This is a genomic window from Brevibacterium sp. XM4083, assembly GCF_006489205.2.
Taxonomy (GTDB): domain Bacteria; phylum Actinomycetota; class Actinomycetes; order Actinomycetales; family Brevibacteriaceae; genus Brevibacterium.
This window is the reverse complement of record NZ_VFYR02000003.1, coordinates 1-19,057: the sequence shown is the minus strand read 5'-3', so window position 1 is coordinate 19,057 and position 19,057 is coordinate 1. Positions and strand designations below refer to the sequence as shown.

The 19,057-nt window shown below is 69.1% G+C and carries 15 protein-coding genes; 9 read left to right on the top strand and 6 right to left on the bottom strand.

Annotated features, from left to right (window positions below; translation table 11 throughout):
• Positions 1-186 precede the first annotated feature (186 nt).
• The 4 genes from FJ887_RS09455 to FJ887_RS09440 all read left to right on the top strand — a co-directional run bounded on the left by FJ887_RS09455 (position 187) and on the right by FJ887_RS09440 (position 6,069).
• Positions 187-1,170 carry an ABC transporter substrate-binding protein gene (locus FJ887_RS09455; protein ID WP_137824814.1) on the top strand — a complete coding sequence of 328 codons (984 nt, stop codon included), beginning with the start codon at positions 187-189 and terminating at the stop codon, positions 1,168-1,170.
• A 155-nt stretch (positions 1,171-1,325) separates the two neighbouring features.
• The gene (locus tag FJ887_RS09450) at positions 1,326-2,321 is read left to right on the top strand and encodes an ABC transporter permease (protein WP_137824815.1); all 996 of its coding nucleotides are present in this window, start codon (positions 1,326-1,328) and stop codon (positions 2,319-2,321) included.
• Between the two features lie 3 nt (positions 2,322-2,324).
• On the top strand, positions 2,325-3,116 hold the full coding sequence (locus tag FJ887_RS09445) for an ABC transporter ATP-binding protein (protein WP_137824816.1): 792 nt from the start codon (positions 2,325-2,327) through the stop codon (positions 3,114-3,116).
• Positions 3,117-3,981: 865 nt separating this feature from the next.
• Positions 3,982-6,069: a BCCT family transporter gene (locus tag FJ887_RS09440; RefSeq protein ID WP_250786236.1), complete on the top strand. Its 2,088-nt coding sequence runs from the start codon at positions 3,982-3,984 to the stop codon at positions 6,067-6,069.
• A gap of 67 nt (positions 6,070-6,136) precedes the next feature.
• On the opposite strand, the gene FJ887_RS09435 is transcribed toward FJ887_RS09440, so the two are convergent.
• From FJ887_RS09435 to FJ887_RS09425, 3 genes are all read right to left on the bottom strand, one after another.
• Positions 6,137-6,574, bottom strand: a complete 438-nt coding sequence (locus FJ887_RS09435) for a MarR family winged helix-turn-helix transcriptional regulator (RefSeq protein WP_137824817.1) — start codon at positions 6,572-6,574, stop codon at positions 6,137-6,139.
• On the bottom strand, positions 6,571-6,993 hold the full coding sequence (locus tag FJ887_RS09430) for a hypothetical protein (protein ID WP_212743287.1): 423 nt from the start codon (positions 6,991-6,993) through the stop codon (positions 6,571-6,573). The genes FJ887_RS09435 and FJ887_RS09430 overlap by 4 nt, the downstream gene beginning before the upstream one ends.
• Before the next feature lie 107 nt (positions 6,994-7,100).
• Positions 7,101-8,111 carry a formylglycine-generating enzyme family protein gene (locus tag FJ887_RS09425; RefSeq protein ID WP_249356675.1) on the bottom strand — a complete coding sequence of 337 codons (1,011 nt, stop codon included), beginning with the start codon at positions 8,109-8,111 and terminating at the stop codon, positions 7,101-7,103.
• Between the two features lie 163 nt (positions 8,112-8,274).
• Here FJ887_RS09425 and betC point away from each other — a divergent pair, with 163 nt between their 5' ends.
• The 3 genes from betC (at position 8,275) to FJ887_RS09410 (ending at position 12,839) form a co-directional block, all read left to right on the top strand.
• Positions 8,275-9,906, top strand: a complete 1,632-nt coding sequence (gene betC / locus FJ887_RS09420) for a choline-sulfatase (RefSeq protein ID WP_137824819.1) — start codon at positions 8,275-8,277, stop codon at positions 9,904-9,906.
• 135 nt (positions 9,907-10,041) lie between these two features.
• Positions 10,042-11,442: a TIGR01777 family oxidoreductase gene (locus tag FJ887_RS09415; RefSeq protein ID WP_137824820.1), complete on the top strand. Its 1,401-nt coding sequence runs from the start codon at positions 10,042-10,044 to the stop codon at positions 11,440-11,442.
• Between the two features lie 53 nt (positions 11,443-11,495).
• Positions 11,496-12,839: a DUF4064 domain-containing protein gene (locus FJ887_RS09410; RefSeq protein ID WP_140955236.1), complete on the top strand. Its 1,344-nt coding sequence runs from the start codon at positions 11,496-11,498 to the stop codon at positions 12,837-12,839.
• 161 nt (positions 12,840-13,000) lie between these two features.
• Here the strand turns inward: FJ887_RS09410 and purL are convergent, their stop codons facing one another.
• Complete coding sequence (gene purL / locus FJ887_RS09405; protein WP_137824822.1) at positions 13,001-15,367, bottom strand: phosphoribosylformylglycinamidine synthase subunit PurL; 2,367 nt, start codon at positions 15,365-15,367, stop codon at positions 13,001-13,003.
• A 224-nt stretch (positions 15,368-15,591) separates the two neighbouring features.
• Between purL and trhO the strand changes: the two genes are divergently transcribed.
• Complete coding sequence (trhO, locus tag FJ887_RS09400) at positions 15,592-16,503, top strand: oxygen-dependent tRNA uridine(34) hydroxylase TrhO (protein ID WP_137824823.1); 912 nt, start codon at positions 15,592-15,594, stop codon at positions 16,501-16,503.
• Here trhO and FJ887_RS09395 read toward each other — a convergent pair.
• The gene (locus FJ887_RS09395) at positions 16,476-17,090 is read right to left on the bottom strand and encodes a hypothetical protein (RefSeq protein WP_171006991.1); all 615 of its coding nucleotides are present in this window, start codon (positions 17,088-17,090) and stop codon (positions 16,476-16,478) included. The genes trhO and FJ887_RS09395 overlap by 28 nt on opposite strands.
• A 40-nt stretch (positions 17,091-17,130) precedes the next feature.
• Here FJ887_RS09395 and FJ887_RS09390 point away from each other — a divergent pair, with 40 nt between their 5' ends.
• Positions 17,131-17,637 carry a MarR family winged helix-turn-helix transcriptional regulator gene (locus FJ887_RS09390; RefSeq protein WP_181365635.1) on the top strand — a complete coding sequence of 169 codons (507 nt, stop codon included), beginning with the start codon at positions 17,131-17,133 and terminating at the stop codon, positions 17,635-17,637.
• Positions 17,638-17,664: 27 nt separating this feature from the next.
• On the opposite strand, the gene FJ887_RS09385 is transcribed toward FJ887_RS09390, so the two are convergent.
• Positions 17,665-18,666, bottom strand: a complete 1,002-nt coding sequence (locus tag FJ887_RS09385; protein WP_137824826.1) for an epimerase — start codon at positions 18,664-18,666, stop codon at positions 17,665-17,667.
• Between the last annotated feature and the right edge of the window lie 391 nt (positions 18,667-19,057).

Sequence of the window (19,057 nt, the reverse complement as noted above, 5' to 3'; positions counted from 1 at the left end):
GTCAGAGGCGCCGAATAGAGTTGATAGCATCACAGTCGTCCAGCACCGACCCGTCCTCGACGCCGAGGGCACCCGGGGTCGGTCAACGGTTGGACTGATGCTCGACCGCCCCCAAGCGACGGGGGCGGTCATCGGTTCGCCCCGGAGCCCCACGCCCCGGGCCGATATTTTTCAAAGGGGAGAAGTATGCGTCTCAAGAAACTGGCCGTGGCCCTCGTCGCCATCGGTTCGATGGCCGCGGTCTCGGCGTGTTCCGGCGGCGACAGCGGCGGAGGTGAGGGCGGCGGGGACTCGTACAGCATCGGCATCTCCCAGCTCGTCCAGCACCCGGCCCTCGACGCGGCGACCGCCGGATTCAAGAAGTCCTTCGAGGACGCCGGAGTCGAGGTCGACTGGGACGAGCAGAACGCCAACGGCGAACAGGCCAACGCCACATCGATCGCGCAGAACTTCGCGAGCTCCGACCTCGACCTCGTCCTCGCCGTCGCCACCCCGGCAGCGCAGGCCGCAGCCCAGGCGATCACCGACAAGCCCGTCCTCTTCACCGCCGTCACCGACGCGGTCGAGGCCGGCCTCGTCCAGTCGAACGAGGCACCCGGCGGCAACGTCACCGGCACCTCCGACCTCAACCCGGTCGCCGATCAGCTGCAGCTCGTCAAGGACGTCAAGCCCGACGCGAAGACCGTCGGCATCGTCTACAGCTCCGGTGAGGTCAACTCGCAGGTCCAGGTCGACCTCGCGAAGGAGGCCGCGCAGGGCATGGGGCTGGAGATCAAGGAGGCGACGATCGCGAACTCGAGTGAGCTCGGCCAGGCCGTCGACTCCCTCGGCAAGGTCGACGCCTACTACGTGCCCACCGACAACAACGTCGTCTCCGCGGTGACGACGATGGTCCAGGCCGCTGAGAAGAACCAGGCGCTGCTCGTCGGCTCCGAGGCCGGACAGGTCGAGCAGGGCGCGGCGATCACCCGCGGCATCGACTACACGAAGCTCGGCGAGCAGACCGGTGCGATGGCCCTGAAGATCCTCCAGGACGGGGCGAAGCCGGCGGACATGCCGGTCGAGACGAGCGAGACCCTCGAACTCGTCGTCAACCCCGAAGCGGCGAAGAAGCAGGGCGTCGAGATTCCGCAGAACCTCATCGACGAAGCCGACAAAGTCATCGAATGACGCCGAGGCGGGTCTGCGGTGAGTGCTCACCGCAGACCCGCGTCGTGTTCCCTCCCATCATCTAGAGGCGGCGTGACCCGCCTGCTCAGCGCCCGGGACGAGTCCCGGGCGGCACGGCAACCAGGGCGATGCCCTGACGATCTGATCGGACAGCAATGTACGGAGCGCTGGAGCTCGGGCTCATCTACGCAGCCATGGCCTTGGGTGTCTACCTCACCTTCAAGGTCCTCAACTTCCCCGACCTCACCGTCGACGGAAGCTTCACCACGGGAGGCGCCACCGCGGCCTCCCTCATCATCGCCGGGGTCAACCCGTTCCTCGCGACGCTCGCCGCCGTCGGTGCCGGCCTCATCGCCGGTTTCATCACCGGCCTCCTCCACACGAAGGGCGGCATCGACGGACTGCTCGCCGGCATCCTCACGATGATCGGCCTGTGGTCGATCAACCTGCGGATCATGGGACAGGCCAACCTCTCCCTGCTGCGCGAGGACACCGTGTTCACCCCGCTGCGGGCGAACATGTGGCTGGGGACGTGGGTGTCGATCGCGATCCTCATCGCCTTCGTCCTCGTGCTCAAGTTCCTCGTCGACTGGTTCCTCACCACCGACCTCGGCCTCGCCATCCAGGCCACCGGCAACAACCGCGAGATGATCCGCAGCCTCGGCGTCAACACCGATAACACGACGATGCTCACGCTCGCCCTGTCCAACGGACTCGTCGCCCTCTGCGGCGCGCTCATCGCGCAGTACCAGGGGTTCGCCGACATCAGCATGGGCATCGGCCTCATCCTCGTCGGCCTCGCCTCGGTCATCCTCGGTCAGGCGATCTTCGGCAACCGGAACATCGTCATGGCCAGCCTCGGCGCGATCCTCGGATCGGTCATCTACCGCATCATCATCTTCCTCGCGCTGCGGGCGGGCCTCAACACCGATGACATGAAGCTCACGACCGCGCTGCTCGTCATCGTCGCGCTCCTGCTGCCGCGGTGGGGCTTCCTCAAGCGGATCCCGTCCCTGCGCTCCCGCGGCAACCGGGCTCCGGCGAAACTGCCCGAGGGCACGACCGACGATCCGGCCGCCGTCCATGCCGCACAGGGCGGCGTCCCCGCGGGGACGTCCGGTCCCCGCTCCTCGACCGTGAAGGAAGGCTGAGCCATGCTGACGATCGACTCGATCTCGAAGACCTTCTTCCCCGGCACCGTCAACGAGCGCAAAGCCCTGCAGAACCTCTCGCTCACTCTCGCCGAATCCGATTTCGTCACCGTCATCGGGTCGAACGGGGCGGGCAAATCGACCCTGCTCAACACGATCTCCGGCCGCCTGCCCATCGACTCCGGGTCGATCACGATCGACAGCGCCGAGGTGGCGAAGAAGCCCGAATACCGCCGGGCCGCCTACCTCGGGCGCGTGTTCCAGGATCCGATGGCCGGGACCGCGCCCGACCTGACGATCGAGCAGAACCTCTCGCTCGCGCTCAAGCGCGGACGTGCGCGGGGGCTGGGACGGGGGACCACCTCGGCGCGGCGCGAGCGCTTCCGGACCGAACTCGCGACCCTCGAACTCGGGTTGGAGAATCGCCTGAAGACGAAGGTCGGGCTGCTCTCCGGTGGGCAGCGGCAGGCGCTCAGCCTTCTCATGGCCGGGTTCACGCAGCCGCGGATCCTCCTCCTCGACGAGCACACCGCTGCCCTCGACCCGCAGCGGGCGGCGCTCGTGACCGAGCTGACGGAGAAGATCGTCGCCGCCGACGGGCTGACGACGCTCATGGTCACCCACAACATGGAGCAGGCGATCTCGCTCGGCAACCGGCTCATCATGATGCACGAGGGCCGCATCATCTACGAGGCCGACGCCGAGAAGAAGAAGACGCTGACGGTCGAGGCCCTGCTCGGGGAGTTCTCGAAGCTCAAGGGCGCCTCTCTCGGCGACCGCGCGCTGCTCAACTGAGGTCCGGCGCAGGGCTCACCTGAGGTTCGTCGCATTCCGCACCCAAGGTCCGGCGCATTCCACTCCTGAGGTTCGCCGCAGCGCCCGGCTGACGCTCCGCTGACCAGCACGGTTGCTGTCATTGACCGTGCCGGTCAGCGGAGCGCGCCGCATTCCGGCAGGTGTGCGCGCTGCATTCCGGCAGGAGTGTTTGCCGTTTCCCTCGATGACGGTGTGCCGTTGAGATGGTCCGCAGAAGCTGTTAATCTCCCACACCATGGGCATTTCCAGGAGCTCGAGATCACACCGCCGTGGTCGAACGACCCCGGAAACCCCCTCCCCGCAGCGGCCGCCCGCGCATCGGCGGGAGCCGGCAGCCGTCGTGTCGAGCATCGTGTCGTGCGGTGGAGAACCCTGATCGCTCGACACCGCCTCACACAGACGAAGTGCGCCGGAGCGCCGTATTCCTCTCCGCCGGCCACGACTCCGGCGACCAGCTTTCCCGAACCCTCAACCGAGCTGACCCGGCGACTTGATCGACGGTGAGCTGCCGCCCGAGCCGCCGCACGCCCACACGGGCGCCGCACGCTTCCGACCGGAGCGCAGCCTGCGGCGAAGACACGGCCCGCCGGCACAGAGCACACCGGCACAGAGCACACCGGCAACCGTCACCGAGACCGATAACCCGTCACTGAGACCGACCACTGTCACTGAGACCGACCATTGAGAAAGGCCCATCGTCTTGTCCCGCGACTCGACCGACGACCGTCACACCACGCCCGACACGCAGCCGGCGCCCGACACCGAGCACACGACGCGCACCGACGCGGCCCCCGAGCACTCCCTGTCGCTGCGCACTCCGGCCCGCCGCGCCTCCCGCGAACGGATGAGAGCCGACGCCAAACGGGTCGGCCGCGATGCCAAGCGGGTGAGCCGGGATGCCGGCAAGCGCCTCGGCGCCCTCGACTACGCACGACCCAAACGGGCGGCCGGCACCACCGACGGTGTGGGCGAGGAGGCGGAGACCCAGTACCCGCACGACATCCACCCGATCCTCGTGCCCGGCATCGCGATCGACGAACAGCGGCGCCGGTACTCGATCGACAAGGTGATCTTCGCGATCGCCGGCGGTCTCACCGTCGCGTTCGTCATCTGGGGCATCGCCGATCCCGGCAGCGTCTCCACCGTCGCGACGGCCGCCTACGACTGGTCGACGCTCAACGTCGGCTGGTTCTTCAACCTCGTCGCGATCGTCGTTCTCGTCGCCCTCCTCATCATCGCGTTCTCGCCGTACGGGCGGATCCCGTTGGGCAAGGACGGGGAGAAGGCGGAGTTCAGCACGTTCGCGTGGGTCGCGATGCTCTTCGCCGCCGGCATCGGCATCGGCGTCCTCTTCTTCGGTCCCTCCGAGCCGCTGACCTACTTCATCMCCCCACCGCCGCTGACGAACGACCCGGAGACCGTTGAGGCCCTCCACGGCTCGATGGCCCAGACCTATTACCACTGGGGCTTCCACGCGTGGGCGATGTACGCCCTCGTCGGCGGGGCGATCGCCTACGCCGCCTACCGCCGCGGCCGCTCGCTCCTGCTGTCCTCGATCTTCCGCAGCCTCTTCGGCAAGCGCCAGACCGAGGGCTTCGCCGGTCGCCTCGTCGACATCTTCGCGATCGTCGCCACCCTCTTCGGGACCGCCGCCGCCCTCGGCATCGCCGCGATGCAGATCGGCACCGGTGTGACGATCGTGTCCGGGGCCGGTCCGATGACGAACACGACGCTCGTCATCATCATCTGCGTCCTCACCGTGGGCTTCATCATCTCCGCGGTGTCCGGCGTCTCCCGCGGCATCCGCTACCTCTCATCGATCAACATCGTGCTCACGGTCGGCATCGTCGCCCTCGTCCTCTTCCTCGGCCCCACCCTCTTCCTCCTCAACCTGCTGCCCTCGGCGCTCATGGAGTACCTCGGCTCGTTCTTCGACCTCATGGGCCGGTCCCTGTCGTGGGGCGGCCAGACGCAGGAGTTCCAGTCGGTGTGGACCGTCTACTACTGGGCATGGTGGATCTCGTGGTCGCCGTTCGTCGGCACGTTCATCGCCCGGATCTCCCGCGGCCGCAGCATCCGCCAGTTCATCCTCGGCACGATCTTCATCCCCTCGGCCCTCCTCTTCGTCGCCTACGGGATCATGGGCGGGACCTCGATCTGGATGTACCGGGAGGGCGCTGCCGGATTCACCGAGACGATGGAGGCCCCCGAGGTGTTCTTCACCCTCATCGGCAACCTCCCGGGCATCGGCTGGCTGCCGGCGGTCGCGATCGTCGTCCTCGCGATCTTCTTCATCACCTCCGCCGACTCCGCCTCGGTGGTCATGGGCATGCTCACGAGCCGCGGCGACCAGACGCCGAAGAAGTGGGTCGTCGTGTTCTGGGGGCTCGTCATGTCCGGGATCGCCGTCGTCATGCTCCTCCTCGGCAACGCGAGCGCCCTCGAGGGTCTCCAGCAGCTCGTCATCGTCACCGCCGTGCCGTTCGCCCTCGTGATGATCCTCATCATCGTCGCGTGGGTGAAGGAGCTGCGCACCGACCCGATCGCCCTGCGCCGGAAGTATGCGCAGAACGCGGTCGACAACGCCGTCGTCGCCGGCGCGGAGACCTACGGCGACAATTTCGCCCTCCACGTCGTCCCGACCGAACCCGGGGACGGTGCCAACGGCGATATCGACTCCGAGCACGAGGACTACACCGACTGGTACCAGCGCACCGACGAGAACGGCGAACCCGTCGGCTACGACTACGAGACCGGCCAGTGGGCCGACGGGTGGACCCCGGAGACCGCGGACTCCTCGGACAGTGAGACGGACATCCCCGCCGAGGCGGCCGCTGAGTCCGAGGCCGACCCCACCGAGGTGCATGCCCAGTCCCGCCCCGACGGTGCTGGGGAGACCGGAGGTGAGCCGGCGGCTCGTCCGCGTGACTGAGGTGGCGGCGACGCCGCGGCCGTCGACGCGGGTGTCCTGACCGCGGCGCTCTCCTCCGGCGGCGGAGTCAGAGCCCGAGGCGGTCCGCCGCAGCGACGATCTCGCCCAAGTCGGAGAGGAAGTCGGCCCGGCGGTCCTCGGACCACTGCGCAGTGAGACGAGCGAGGACCTCATCCTGCCAGGTGAGCGCCTCGGCGAGCATCGACTCTCCAGCGGGCGTGAGGACCGAGGTGCGGCGCCGCGCGTCGGCGGAGGAGACGTCGGTGCGCACGACTCCTGCCTCGGTGGCCGTTCTCAGCAGGCGCGACGCCCCGGACTGATCGATGCCGAGGTGAGCGGCGACCGCATTGACCGTGGCATCGGCGCCGCGGGACGTGAGCGCATCGACCGCCTCGGCGACGAGGGCGAGTCGGCCCTGCGCCGTCGAGACGGTCTCACGGCCGGGCAGCTGGCCGAAGCGACGGACGAACGCGAACAGCGCCCGACCGGGATGGTCGGAGGTCATGCGAGCGAGTCGGTGTGGTCGGTGGCCGCCATCTCCCGGCAGATGAACGCAAGCTCGAGGGCCGACCGGAGACTCGGCTGCCGGAGCGCCGCGGTGACGACGGAGCCCCGTGCGGCACCGCTGACGCGGAAGACCGTGGCCACCCGCGTCGGAGTCGGGCTCTGCGGCCACGTCGCGTCCTGCTCGACGACCATGAGGCGCTCGCTGATCGGGTGCCATGATCGCGGGACCATCCGGATGCCGGAGCGGTCCACCCAGTCGGCGAACTCCGCCGGAGTGATCGGGCCTGCGCCTTTGGGGCCGAGGACGACGACGGGATCTCCGACGGCTCGCGCACAACGGGCGCGGTCACCCGAGTTCACCGCCGTGTGCCATTCGCCGATCGCGGCCTCGATGGCCGGCATGTGCTGTGAGGACATGCAGACAATTGTATGCACGACGCATAGGAGTTGTCTCGAGCGGCAGCCGCCGACCGGGAGGACTTCCGCCGAGCCGGCCGGTCGCCGGGTCCCGCCGCCCGCGCAGCTCAGAGAGTGAGGGCGAGTCGGAACCCCGTGTGCGCGAGCGACGTGTCGGGGGTGACCGCGGTGCGCGCCGAGGTGCGGTACCGGCGGCAGTAGGAGGCGTGGCACAGGTGGGAGCCGCCGCGCAGGACGGCACGGTCGTCGTGAGGGGCGAAGGCCCCGCTCGTCCACTCCCAGACATTGCCGGTCATGTTGTGCAACCCGAAGCCGTTGGGGGCGAAGGCATTGGCGGCGACGGTGCCGACCGGTTCGGTGGGACCGTCGGGGAAGGTGCCGACGAAGGTCTTCATCCGCGGGACGCCGTCGGGTTCGCGCACCGAACCCCACGGGTAGGGCTGCTGGTCGAGTCCGCCGCGGGCGGCGTACTCCCATTCGGCCTCGGTCGGCAGGCGGGCGCCGACCCAGGCGGCGTAGGCCTCGGCGTCACGTCGCGTCACATGCGTGACGGGATGGTCGGCGAGTGCGACGATGGGCCCATGACCTTCCACTCGTCCCACCGCGGCTGCTCCAGCGGCACCCGGCCCTGGAGCACCGGGGCCGGCCGGGTGCAGCCACGTGGCGCCCGCGACCTGACGCCACCACGGGGTCGCGGCTACGGCCGGGGACTGCGCGCGGACCGCGTCGGGCAGATGACCGGCGAAGACGAGCGAATCGCCGTGGACCTCCGCCTCGGTGCGGTGCCCGGTGGCGAGGACGAACGCGGCGAAGGAGGCGACGGTGACCGTGGTCGCTGCGATCGCGAACGGGTCGACGGCGACCGCGCGCACGGGACCTTCGCCGTCGGCAGGGTAGGCGAGCGCATCCTCGCTGCCCATGCGGAACGTGCCGCCGGGCAGTCCGATGAGGCGCAGATCCTGTGGCGCCGAGGCGGCGAGACCCGCGATGAGTGCCCCATCGTCGATGAGCCCTGGGCCGTCGATGAGCCCTGTGCCGTCGACGAGACCCGCGCCTTCGGTCGCATTCCGGCCCGGCACAGCCACCTCGGCGGGGGTTTCTTCTGCGCGAACGCCCACCTCGGGTGGGGTCTGCCGCGACGCACCGGTATTGGCCGGCGATGTTCGCGACGGACCGCAGCATGAGCTCATCACACACCCCTTTCACTCAGGCTCCACCGCCACCCTAGATCCGGCGCGCCCGCGGACGGTCGCGCCCTGACACACAAGGACGTGACCCAGTATGCAACCGCCCAACATCGTCGTCATCCAGGCCGACCAGATGGCGGCCGACGCCCTCGGCGCGTACGGCAGCGATGCCGCACGCACTCCCACCATCGATGCGCTCGCCGCCACCGGCGCCGTCTTCGACCGCGCCTACTGCGCGAGCCCGCTCTGCGCGCCGTCCCGAGCGGCGATGATGACCGGGCGCCTGCCCTCGGAGATCGACTGCCTCGACAACGGCGACGACTTCGCCGCCTCGGTGCCGACGTTCGCTCATCGGCTCCGCAAGCTCGGCTACCACACCGCGCTCATCGGCCGGATGCACTTCATCGGCCCCGACCAGCACCACGGCTTCGAGGAGCGGCTGACGACCGACGTCTACCCGGCCGACCTCGACATGGTCCCCGACTGGACCCGACCACTGGCGGACCGGCTCCAGTGGTACCACTCCGCCGACCCCGTGTTCACCGCCGGTGCGGCCACGGCGAACGTCCAGCAGGACTTCGACGACGAGGTGCTCTTCCGCACCCTGCGCCACCTGAGCGACCGGAAGCGGGCGAACCAGGCGGCGGGTGAGGACCGCCCGTTCCTCATGGTCACCTCGTTCATCCACCCGCACGACCCGTACGAGCCGCCGCGGGAGCACTGGGACCGCTTCGCCGAGGCGGGCATCCCCGACCCCGCCCACCCCGCCGTCCCCGACGCGGCCTCCGATCCGCACACCCATCGGCTGCGGACGATGTGCGGATTCGACGAGAGGGAGCCGACGCTCGAGGAGGTCAGGCGGGCCCGACGCGCCTACTTCGCCGCGGTGAGCTACGTCGACGACCACATCGGCCGGATCACGTCTCGGCTGGCGGAGCTCGGCCTGGCCGAGAACACCGTGGTCATCGTCGTCAGCGATCACGGGGACATGCTCGGGGAGAAAGGGCTGTGGTACAAGATGTCCCCGTACGAGCAGTCCGCCCGCGTCCCGCTCATCATCTCCGGGCCCGCCGAGGTGGTCGCCCCCGGACGGTACACGACGCCGGTCTCGCTCATCGACCTCGCCCCGACGCTGCTCGAGATCGCGCGCACCGGGGCACTCACCGGCGACCCGGCGGGACGGGACCCCGGAGGCGAAGGGGCCGCGCAGTCCGCGGACGCCGCCGACGTCGCGGCCGTGCCGCGGGTGCGGGTGAACGACGTCGACGAGGGGCTGAGCGGGGTCTCCCTCCTCGAGACGGCGCGCCGCGAGACGGCGGGGGAGTCGAGGCCTGCGGAACGCGACATCGTCATCGAGTACTTCGCCGAGGGCACCCGCCGACCGCAGGTGACGATCGTCCGCGGACCGCTCAAGCTCATCGTGTGCCCCGGCGACCCCGACCTGCTCTTCGACCTCGACGCCGACCCCGACGAACTCGACAGCCGTGCCGCCGATCCCGCCTACGCGGAGGTCTGCGCGCAGCTGCGGGCGGAGATCGCCGCGCGCTATGACCTCATCCAGGTCGAAGAGCACGTGCTCGGGTCCCAGCGGAACCGGCAGCTCGTCGCCGATGCGCTGCGGATCGGCCGTGTCCGGCACTGGGACTTCGACCCGCAGATCGAGACCGGGTACGTGCGCGGGGACTTCTGGTCGGCGTTCCGCTACGGGAAGATCCCCGCCGAGTAGGGGAGGCTGCGGCCGGTGGCGGCGTCGCCTGGGCCAGGAGGCGGCCGGCCGCTTCCCATTCACTGACCATTCCGCGCGTTGTGGATCGCACTTTGAGCTTGGGGTGGCATCATCGGAGAGAACAGGAGGGAAGCCATGACCAAGTTCGAGTGGACCTCGGAAGTCCCGCTCGCCGCCGAGACCACGTACGACTGGCACGCACGACCCGGAGCGCTGACCCGCGTCTCACCGCACTGGGCGCAGGAGATCGTCGAGGAGGGCTATCCTCCGCTCGCGCCGGGGTCGGTCGCCCAGATCAAGGCGAGCCTGCCCGGCAGCTACGGACTCGTGCGGCGCCCGTTCACCGCCGTGCACTCCGAGGGGCCCTCCCGCTTCTCCTTCGTCGACGAGCTCATGAAGGGTCCGCTGAGCCAGTGGAAGCACACCCACGAGTTCACCTCGGAGGCCGGCGGATCGCAGATCTCCGACACCATCGAGTTCTCGATGACGCCGCAGGGATTCGAGACGATCGACCGCGCGATGAGCCACTATCTGCAGGCGACGTTCGAGGCCCGGCAGCGCCGGCTCCTCATGGACTTCGCGTTCCTCGAGCGGATGAACGCGCCGCTGCTGCGGTCGAGCACGCCCAAGCACATCCTCATCGGCGGCGGCAGCGGGCTCGTCGGTCGGCAGGTTGCGGCGCTGTTCTCGACCGCCGGCCACTTCGTCCGCCTCCTCGTCCGTCGGACCCCGAAATTCGAGTACGAAGTGCACTGGGATCCCGAGCTCGGGATCATCAACCCCCGCGACCTCGCGTGGGCCGATACCGTCGTCCACCTCGGCGGGAAGTCGATCGCGACCCGGTTCACGAAGAAGGCCAAAGAGGAGATCCGCTCCTCCCGTCTCGATTCGACGATGCTGCTCGCGGAGACGATGAAGGCGCTGCCGGAGGCGAAGCGACCGGAGGTCTTCGTCTGTGCGTCGGCCGTCGGGGCCTACGGCGCCGAGGCGCAGCGCCCGGTCGATGAGTCCGCGCCCTTCGGTGAGGGGTTCCTCGCCGACCTGTGCCGGGACTGGGAGGCTGCGGCGGCGAGCGTCGAGGAGGCGGGCATCCGCTGGGTCTCGATCCGGTCGGGCATCGCGCTGACCACCCTCGGCGGGTTCCTCAAGGTGCAGGCGCCGCTCTACCTCGCCGGGGCCGGAGGGCGGCTGGGCAGCGGTGATCAGGGGCTCGCGTGGGTCTCGCTCGATGACCTCGCACGGTCCTACGTCCATGCGGCGCTGACGGACTATGTGCGGGGCCCGGTCAACGCGGTGGCCCCGCACCTCGTCACGCAGAAGGAGTTCGCCGAGGCGCTCGCCGCCCATCTGCACCGCCCCGCGGTGATCCCGACGCCGGGATTCGTCACCGAACTCGTCCTCGGACGTGACGGCGCCAGGGAGCTGGCACTCGCCGACCAGAAGGTCATGCCGACGAAGCTCGAGGAGACCGGGTACCAGTTCGCGCAGCCCACCCTCACCGACTGCCTCGACGAGGAGCTCGGCACCGGGGCCTAGAGTTCACCGATGATCTGCCGCTCGGGAACCCCATGTGCGCATAGAGTGGCCGCATGAGTGAGCAGTGGCCCGGCCCGAAGCCGCCGGAGAACCCCGGTCAGCCGTATGTGCGCAATGCCGGAGTCCCCGGCCATGTGCCGGAGCACCAGCCAGGATCCGGTCCCGGTGGCCGGTGGTCCGAGAGCAGGCAACACTCGGCAGCGGCGTCTGCTGCCGTCGACCCCGGATGGTTCGCACGCATCGCGCTCTGGGTGTCGATCCTCATCGATCGACTGCCGGCGATCACCCTGCTGCCGTTCATCTATTCGACGTCGATCGCCGACGGGCTCCCGGATCTCGCCGCGCTCTACTCTGCGGTGGTGCTCATCGCCGGCATCATCGCCTGCCTCGTCGGCGTCCTCGCGTTCCTCCTCGTGCGCAACACGAGTTGGCTGCGACGGATGGTCGGCGGCGGCATCTATCTTGTCGCCGGCATCCTCAGTGTGGCGGTCCCGCCGGTGATGACACGGCTGCTCACGGAGTTCGTCTACCGGATGAACGCGGAGTACTCGCTGTTCCCGATCGTCTTCGCCGTCTTCTCGACGATCGTGGTCGCCGCTCTGCTCATCGCCTGGAACATCGTGCGCAACCGGTCGTGGTGGGTCCATCTCGTCGCCGCGGGCCTCGCTGCTGTCTCCGCCGTTGTCGTCGCCGTCGTCCAGTACGTCACCACCCTCCAGGCAGCGGATCCCGCAGTTGCGGGACTTATCTCGCAGGTGCTCTCGCTGCTCCTGTTCTTCGCCGCGCTCGGTCTGCTCCACGTCTGCGGTCGCCTGCGCGGCGGGTCGGTGCCCGTCGTCGCGCAGCCGGCCCTCGGAGAGCGTCGACGGCTGCAGCCGGGACCGGCGGCGGGCGGTCAGTATTCGGGAACGCAGTATCCGGGAGCGCAGTGCTGGGGTGACCAGTTCTCGGGCGGTCAGCACCCGGGAGCCCCGAACTACGGCGGTCAGCATTCGGGTGCCCCATACCCGGGCGCCCAGCACCACGGTGCCCAATACCAAGGCGCCCAGTATCCGTATGCTCCCGGCGAGGACGCGCAGTATTCGGGAGCACCCTCTCCGGACGCACAGCATCCCTACGCCCGGAACCCGTTCGCGCAGCACCCGGGGACAGGGCAGTCGAGCGGGCAGGCAACGGGCGCGCACGAAGCCCACGGCTCCCCGCAGGCGTCCGGCCCGAACTCAGCGGATCAGCCGTACGGTTACGGCCGACACGATTCCACCCAGCGCTCCGATTCCACCCAGGGTTTCGGCGGCCAGTGGACTGCCGGCCAGCCCTACGACGGCCAGCCATACGGCGGCCAGCCCTACGACGGCCGGCACGGAGCCGGCGACCCGCCGCGTCGCCCGCGGCACTGAACGACAGGCGCCGCTGAGCCCGGATGGGTCCCAGACAGACACGAAGGAGCCGCGTGGATGACCACGCGGCTCCTTCATTGCTCAGTACAGAGGCCGACCGCTGCTCAACGCAGAGGCCGCACCCTGCTCAGCCCAGCAGGCCGAACCCTGCCGATCTCACCTCAGCCGAAATGCTCAGGCAGGGTCTTCTCGTGAGCGTCGCGGAGTTCGTTCAGGCCGATCGAGAAGTGATCGACGAGTTCGAGCTGCGGCTCGCCGTCGCCAGTGTCGGTCATGCCGATGCGGATGAACGGGAAGCCGCGTGCGGTGCACATGTCCTTGAACCGGACCTCCTCCGACCGCGGCACGGCGACGATCGCCCGTGCCGTGGATTCGGAGAACAGGGCGGTGAAGACGTCGATGCCGTCGCGTTCGCAGAGTTCGTCGAGCCAGATGCGCGCCCCGGTGTCGAACCGCAGGCTCGCCTCGACGAGGGCCTGGGACAGGCCGCCCTCGGAGAGGTCGTGGGCGGCATCGACCATGCCGTCGCGCGAGGAGTTGATGAGGATCTCACCGAGTTCGCGTTCGGCCTCGGGCTTGTACTGCGGGGGAACCCCGCCGAGGTGGCCGGCCGTGACGTCGGCCCATGCTGAACCGTCGAGTTCGGCTGCCGTGGTGCCGAGCAGGTAGATCGTCTGACCCGGCTCACTCCAGCCGCTCGGGGTGCGACGGGCGACGTCGTCGAAGACGCCGAGCACACCGACGACCGGGGTCGGGTGGATGGCGACGCCGCCGGTCTGGTTGTAGAGGGACACGTTGCCGCCGGTCACGGGGATGCCCAGGTCCTGGCACGCCTCGGCGAGGCCTTCGACTGCGGCGGCGAACTGCCACATGATCTCCGGGTCCTCGGGAGAGCCGAAGTTGAGGCAGTCGGTGACCGCGCGGGGGATGGCCCCTGCGGTGGCGACGTTGCGGTAGGCCTCGGCCAGCGCGAGCTGGGCGCCGCGGGCCGGGTCGAGGTAGCCGTAGCGGCCGTTGGCGTCCGTCGCGATCGCGACTCCGAGGCCGGACTCCTCGTCGACGCGGATGACACCGGCGTCGTCGGGGAAGGCCTGCGCGGTGTTGCCCTGGACGTAACGGTCGTACTGGGTGGTGATCCACTCCTTCGACGCGAGGTTCGGGGCGGCTGCGAGCTCGAGCACGGTCGCCCGCAGCTCGTCATCGGTGGTGGGCGCGACCAGGCCGGCGGCCTCGACGGAGTTCGCGGCCACCTCGGCGGTCCAGGAGGGCTCGGTCATCGGACGGTTGTAGACGGGTCCGTCGTGGGCGACCGAGCGCGGGGGCACGTCGACGATGACGTCGCCGTGCCATTCGATGATGAGGCGGCCGGTGTCGGTGACCTCGCCGAGGACGGAGGTCTCGACGTCCCACTTCTCAACGATCTCCATGAAGTCGTCGAGGCGGTCGGGCCGGACGACGGCCATCATCCGCTCCTGCGACTCGGACATGAGGATCTCTTCGGGCGTGAGGGTGTCATCGCGCAGCAGCACGTCGTCGAGGGCGATGTGCATGCCGCCGTCGCCGTTCGAGGCGAGTTCGGAGGTCGCGCAGCTGATGCCCGCGGCGCCGAGGTCCTGGATGCCCTCGACGACGCCGGCGCGGAAGAGCTCGAGGCAGCATTCGATGAGCACCTTCTCCGCGAAGGGGTCGCCCACCTGGACGGCGGGCCGCTTCGAGGGCTTCGTGTCGTCGAACGATTCGGAGGCGAGGATCGAGGCTCCGCCGATGCCGTCGCCGCCGGTGCGGGCGCCGAAGAGGACGACCTTGTTGCCCTTGCCGGAGGCGTTGGCCAGGCGGATGTCCTCATGCCGGAGAACGCCGACGGCCAGGGCGTTGACGAGGGGATTGCCCTGGTAGACGGAGTCGAAGACGGTCTCGCCGCCGATGTTGGGCAGGCCGAGGGAGTTGCCGTATTGGCTGATGCCGGCGACGACGCCGTGGACGAGGCGGGAGGTGTCGGGGTGGTCGATCGCACCGAAGCGCAGCTGATCCATCACGGCCACGGGGCGGGCGCCCATCGAGATGATGTCGCGGACGATGCCGCCGACGCCGGTGGCCGCGCCCTGGTGGGGTTCGACGTAGCTCGGGTGGTTGTGCGACTCGACCTTGAAGGTCACCGCCCAGCCGTCGCCGATGTCGACGACGCCGGCGTTCTCGCCGATGCCCACGAGCAGGTGCTTCTTCATGTCGTCGGTGACGTAGTCACCGAACTTCGACAGGTGGACCTTCGAGGACTTGTACGAGCAGTGCTCGGACCACATGACGGAGTACATCGCCAGTTCCGCCGAGGTGGGGCGACGGCCGAGGATCTCCCTGATCCGGGCGTATTCGTCGGCTTTGAGGCCGAGTTCGGCGAACGGCTGGTCGACGTCGGGGTTCGTGGTGGCGAACTCGACCGTCTCCTTGACCTTCTTCGAGGTCTGATCGACCTCCTGGGCATCGTCCGCGCGAGCAGACTCGGGATTCGCGGAGATGAGGTTTTCAGACATGTCCTCTGAGTGGCCCTTTCGTACGACACGGAGCTCAGGGTCCATCTTATCCGGGCCGGGTTGCTCCCGCGCGCCCGCCCGGGGGAGGGGCCGCCTCGGCGAGGGCGTCGACGCACGCGCCGGTGACGCTCTCACGGTGCGTCACCTCGGCGAAGACGGTCGCGCTGACGTCCGCCGGCAACCGCTGTGGCAGGGGAACCGGGCCGAGAAATAGAATGGGGATCATGGCCACTCCCAAAATCGTGCTCTTCTATGTCTTCACGCCGCTGCCCGACCCCGAGGCCGTCCGGCTGTGGCAGCACACCCTCGCCGAGAGCCTCGGCCTCAAGGGGCGCGTGATCATCTCGGAGCACGGGATCAACGCGACGCTCGGCGGTGACATCGGGGAGGTCAAGGCCTATGTGCGGGCGACGAAGTCGTACGAGCCGTTCCGGGGCGCCGACATCAAATGGTCGAACGGGCAGGGCGATGACTTCCCGCGGCTGAGCGTCAAGGTCCGCCCCGAACTCGTGACGTTCGGCACCGACGACGAGATCACCGTCACCGCCGACGGCGTCCAAGGCGGGGGAACCCATCTCAAGCCCGGAGCTCTGCACAAGCTCATGGACGAGCGCGGCGACGAGGTCGTCTTCTTCGATGGGCGCAATGCGATGGAGGCGCAGATCGGGAAGTTCCGGGACGCGATCGTGCCCGACACGGAGACGACGCGGGACTTCATCGCCGAGATCGAATCCGGCAAGTACGACGACCTCAAGGACAAGCCCGTCGTCACCTACTGCACCGGCGGCATCCGCTGCGAGGTGCTGTCCGTGCTCATGAGGAACCGCGGGTTCAGCGAGGTCTACCAGCTCGACGGCGGAATCGTCCGCTACGGCGAGACGTTCGGCAACTCGGGGTACTGGGACGGTTCGCTCTACGTCTTCGACAAGCGCATGCACGTCGAGTTCGGTGCCGGCGCCGAATCGATCGGCCGCTGCGTCGCGTGTGGGGAGGCGACTCCGGAGTTCGTCAACTGCGCCGACCTCGCCTGCCGCCGGCAGTATCTGCGGTGTGCGGAGTGCACCGCGGCCGGTCGTCAGCCCCGCTGCCCCGAGTGCGTGGCCGCGCCCTACCCCGCCGAGGCGGCCGCCGGCTGACTGCGATCGGCTGACCGCGGGCGCGCCCCGCGGGCCGAGACGAGCAGTGCGGCCCCGATCTGGATGACGACTCCGTAGCGAGCGACCTCACCGAAGCCGACGGTGGCGAGCATCGCGACCAGGTAGCACAGAAGCATTCCGGCGGTGAGTTTGCCGGCCCAGCGCCACTGCGGGCCGAGGATGAGCATGACGCCGAGGCCGACCTCGGCGAGAGTCGCCATGACGGCCGCGGCGGTGACGAGGATGTCCGGTGCCCACGGCAGAAGGATCCCGGTGTACGTCGTGAAGTCGCCCCAGCTTCCCCATGAGACGCCCGGCTCACCAGGCGCGCCGAGAGCTCCGAAGCGATCGGCGACCGAGAGGACGAGCTCGAGGCCGAGTGCGACACCGAGGAGCCGGCCGGTGAGCCACCGTGCCCACCCATTCCCGGTCAGCGCGGTCACGGCGGCGATGACGGTCAATGCCGTGAGTGCGATGACGACGGGTCCCGGTGACGTCCCGAGGACCAGCCCCCAGACGAGGGCTCCGAGCCCGAGCGCAGTCCAGATCAAGCCGCCGATGAGGCGCGGGCGATCCATCGATTCCATGTGCAGTCCTCTTCCGATGCCAGCCGAGATGGTAAGGTGCTTGACTGTTATCACGATAGGAGGTCTCGCTGAGATGGTCAAGACCCTTACTAATCCATTGCGGGATCGGCCGCTGCCGCTCGGCTCCCTGCTCGCCGCGACCGCGCAGCATCTGCTCGCTGGGTTGGACGACGCCCTCGCCGAGGCGGGCCTGACGGGAATCCGATCCGCGCACGCCCCGCTGTTCCTCGTCATCGACCCCGAGGGGACCCGGGCCTCGGTGCTCGCGCAGCGGGCGCGGATGACGAAGCAGGCGATGGGGGAGCAGGTCCGCCACCTCGAGCGGCTCGGCTATGTCGAGGTGGTGCCCGACCCGAACGACGGGCGGGCGCGGCTCGTGCGCTTGACCGAGGCGGGGTGGACAGGTGTCGAGATCGCCGGGCGGGTCATCGACCGGTTCGATGCGTGGCTCGACGACCGGATCGGCGCCGAGGTCGTCGCCGAGCTGCGCGGCACCCTCGGGGAGATCCTCCTCAGTGAACCGTCGGAATGGGGAGCTCGCCCGTGAGTCGGGCGCTATCGCCTCACCCCGCCATCAGCGCAGCAGACCCTTCACCGCGGCACCGACGTCGGTCCAGCGGAAGTCGAAGCCGGCGGCTTCGAGCTTCTCGGGCAGCACCCACCGGCTCTTGAGGACGAGTTCGGACTCCTGCTGGAGGACGAGCATCCCGGTTTCGAGCAGCCACCGCGGCGCGGGAATCCCGATCGGCATCCGCACGGCCCGCCGCAGCGCTGCCATGAGTGCCGTGTTGTCCGAGACGCCGGGGCTCGCGAGGTTGATCGGGCCCGAGAGCTCCGGGTGCGAATCGATGAACCGGATTGCGGCGATGAGGTCGTCGATGTGAATCCAGCTGAAGCGCTGATGACCATGGGTCGGCTCGTGTCCCCGCCAGACCGTCGGGCCCGACGGGGTCGGGCCGATTCCCCGATAGCGCCGATGCCCGAACCAGCGGCCCTCGAGCTGAGGTCCGCCCGCACCGAACCGCGCGGCCCTCGCGAGCATGGTCAGCGCCGAGCCGTCACCGAGGACGATCGCCATCCGCGCGGCCGCGCGCCGAGTGTGGGGCAGATCGCCGCGGAAGAACTCAGCCTCCCAGCCGGTCGCGACGTCGACGGAGAAGCCCGCTCCGATCTCGCCGTTCGATTCGGTCTGCGGGCGGTCGGTGGCGTGCCGGTAGATCGTCGCCGTGCTCGCGTTGATCCACAGTCGCGGCGGCGCCGAGGCGGCAGTGACTGCGTCGTGGAGTGCTCGGGTCGTGAGGATGCGGGAGTTCCAGATCTCCTGCCGGTTGCGGTCGTTGTACCGACATCCGACGCTGCGGCCGGCGAGATTGATGAGGAGATCGGCCCCATCGACCGCTGCGGCGATGCCAACAGGGTCCTCCCAGGAGGCGTCCGCTGACGCACCGCGCCCGATCGTGCGCACCCGGTAGCCCCATTCCTCGAGCGGACCGAGGAGCGAGCGGCCGACGAACCCGGATGCGCCGGCGATGACCGCAATGGGAGAGTGGGCCAGTGGTTCAGCAGGATCGCTCATGGGGCCACCGTAGCGTGGGGCCGGCGGGCTGCCCGGTTGCCCTGCGATCCCGGATTCCCGCGTCTCGACCTGTGGTTCGCTCGACTGGTCGTCCCGCGGCCTCGGCTACGCCTACTTCACGACGACGAGTGCGACAGCAGACGACTGACCCCCTCGCTGAGGCCCCTGGATCCCGCGTGTTTTCAGCGGTGACGGTTGTCACAGCCCGAATCCGGGCCAACGGCTTGCCCGCACCCGCTGGGGTGGTCTAGAGTTATATCTCGTTCGCCTCACCGGGAACACCACGATCAAAGGGTGTTTCTACCGGGTGTGACCAGCACAAACAATGGTTTGATGCGGTGGATCACAGCAGCGGTTGAGACAGTGAGAGCGGACAACCTGTGGATGCCCC

Coding starts and splice junctions, on each gene's coding strand:
- FJ887_RS09455 (WP_137824814.1), top strand. CDS start 187: ATGCGTCTCAAGAAACTGGCCGTGGCCCTCGTCGCCATCGGTTCGATG.
- FJ887_RS09450 (WP_137824815.1), top strand. CDS start 1,326: ATGTACGGAGCGCTGGAGCTCGGGCTCATCTACGCAGCCATGGCCTTG.
- FJ887_RS09445 (WP_137824816.1), top strand. CDS start 2,325: ATGCTGACGATCGACTCGATCTCGAAGACCTTCTTCCCCGGCACCGTC.
- FJ887_RS09435 (WP_137824817.1), bottom strand. CDS start 6,574: ATGACCTCCGACCATCCCGGTCGGGCGCTGTTCGCGTTCGTCCGTCGC.
- FJ887_RS09430 (WP_212743287.1), bottom strand. CDS start 6,993: ATGTCCTCACAGCACATGCCGGCCATCGAGGCCGCGATCGGCGAATGG.
- betC (WP_137824819.1), top strand. CDS start 8,275: ATGCAACCGCCCAACATCGTCGTCATCCAGGCCGACCAGATGGCGGCC.
- FJ887_RS09415 (WP_137824820.1), top strand. CDS start 10,042: ATGACCAAGTTCGAGTGGACCTCGGAAGTCCCGCTCGCCGCCGAGACC.
- FJ887_RS09410 (WP_140955236.1), top strand. CDS start 11,496: ATGAGTGAGCAGTGGCCCGGCCCGAAGCCGCCGGAGAACCCCGGTCAG.
- purL (WP_137824822.1), bottom strand. CDS start 15,367: ATGTCTGAAAACCTCATCTCCGCGAATCCCGAGTCTGCTCGCGCGGAC.
- trhO (WP_137824823.1), top strand. CDS start 15,592: ATGGCCACTCCCAAAATCGTGCTCTTCTATGTCTTCACGCCGCTGCCC.
- FJ887_RS09395 (WP_171006991.1), bottom strand. CDS start 17,090: ATGGAATCGATGGATCGCCCGCGCCTCATCGGCGGCTTGATCTGGACT.
- FJ887_RS09385 (WP_137824826.1), bottom strand. CDS start 18,666: ATGAGCGATCCTGCTGAACCACTGGCCCACTCTCCCATTGCGGTCATC.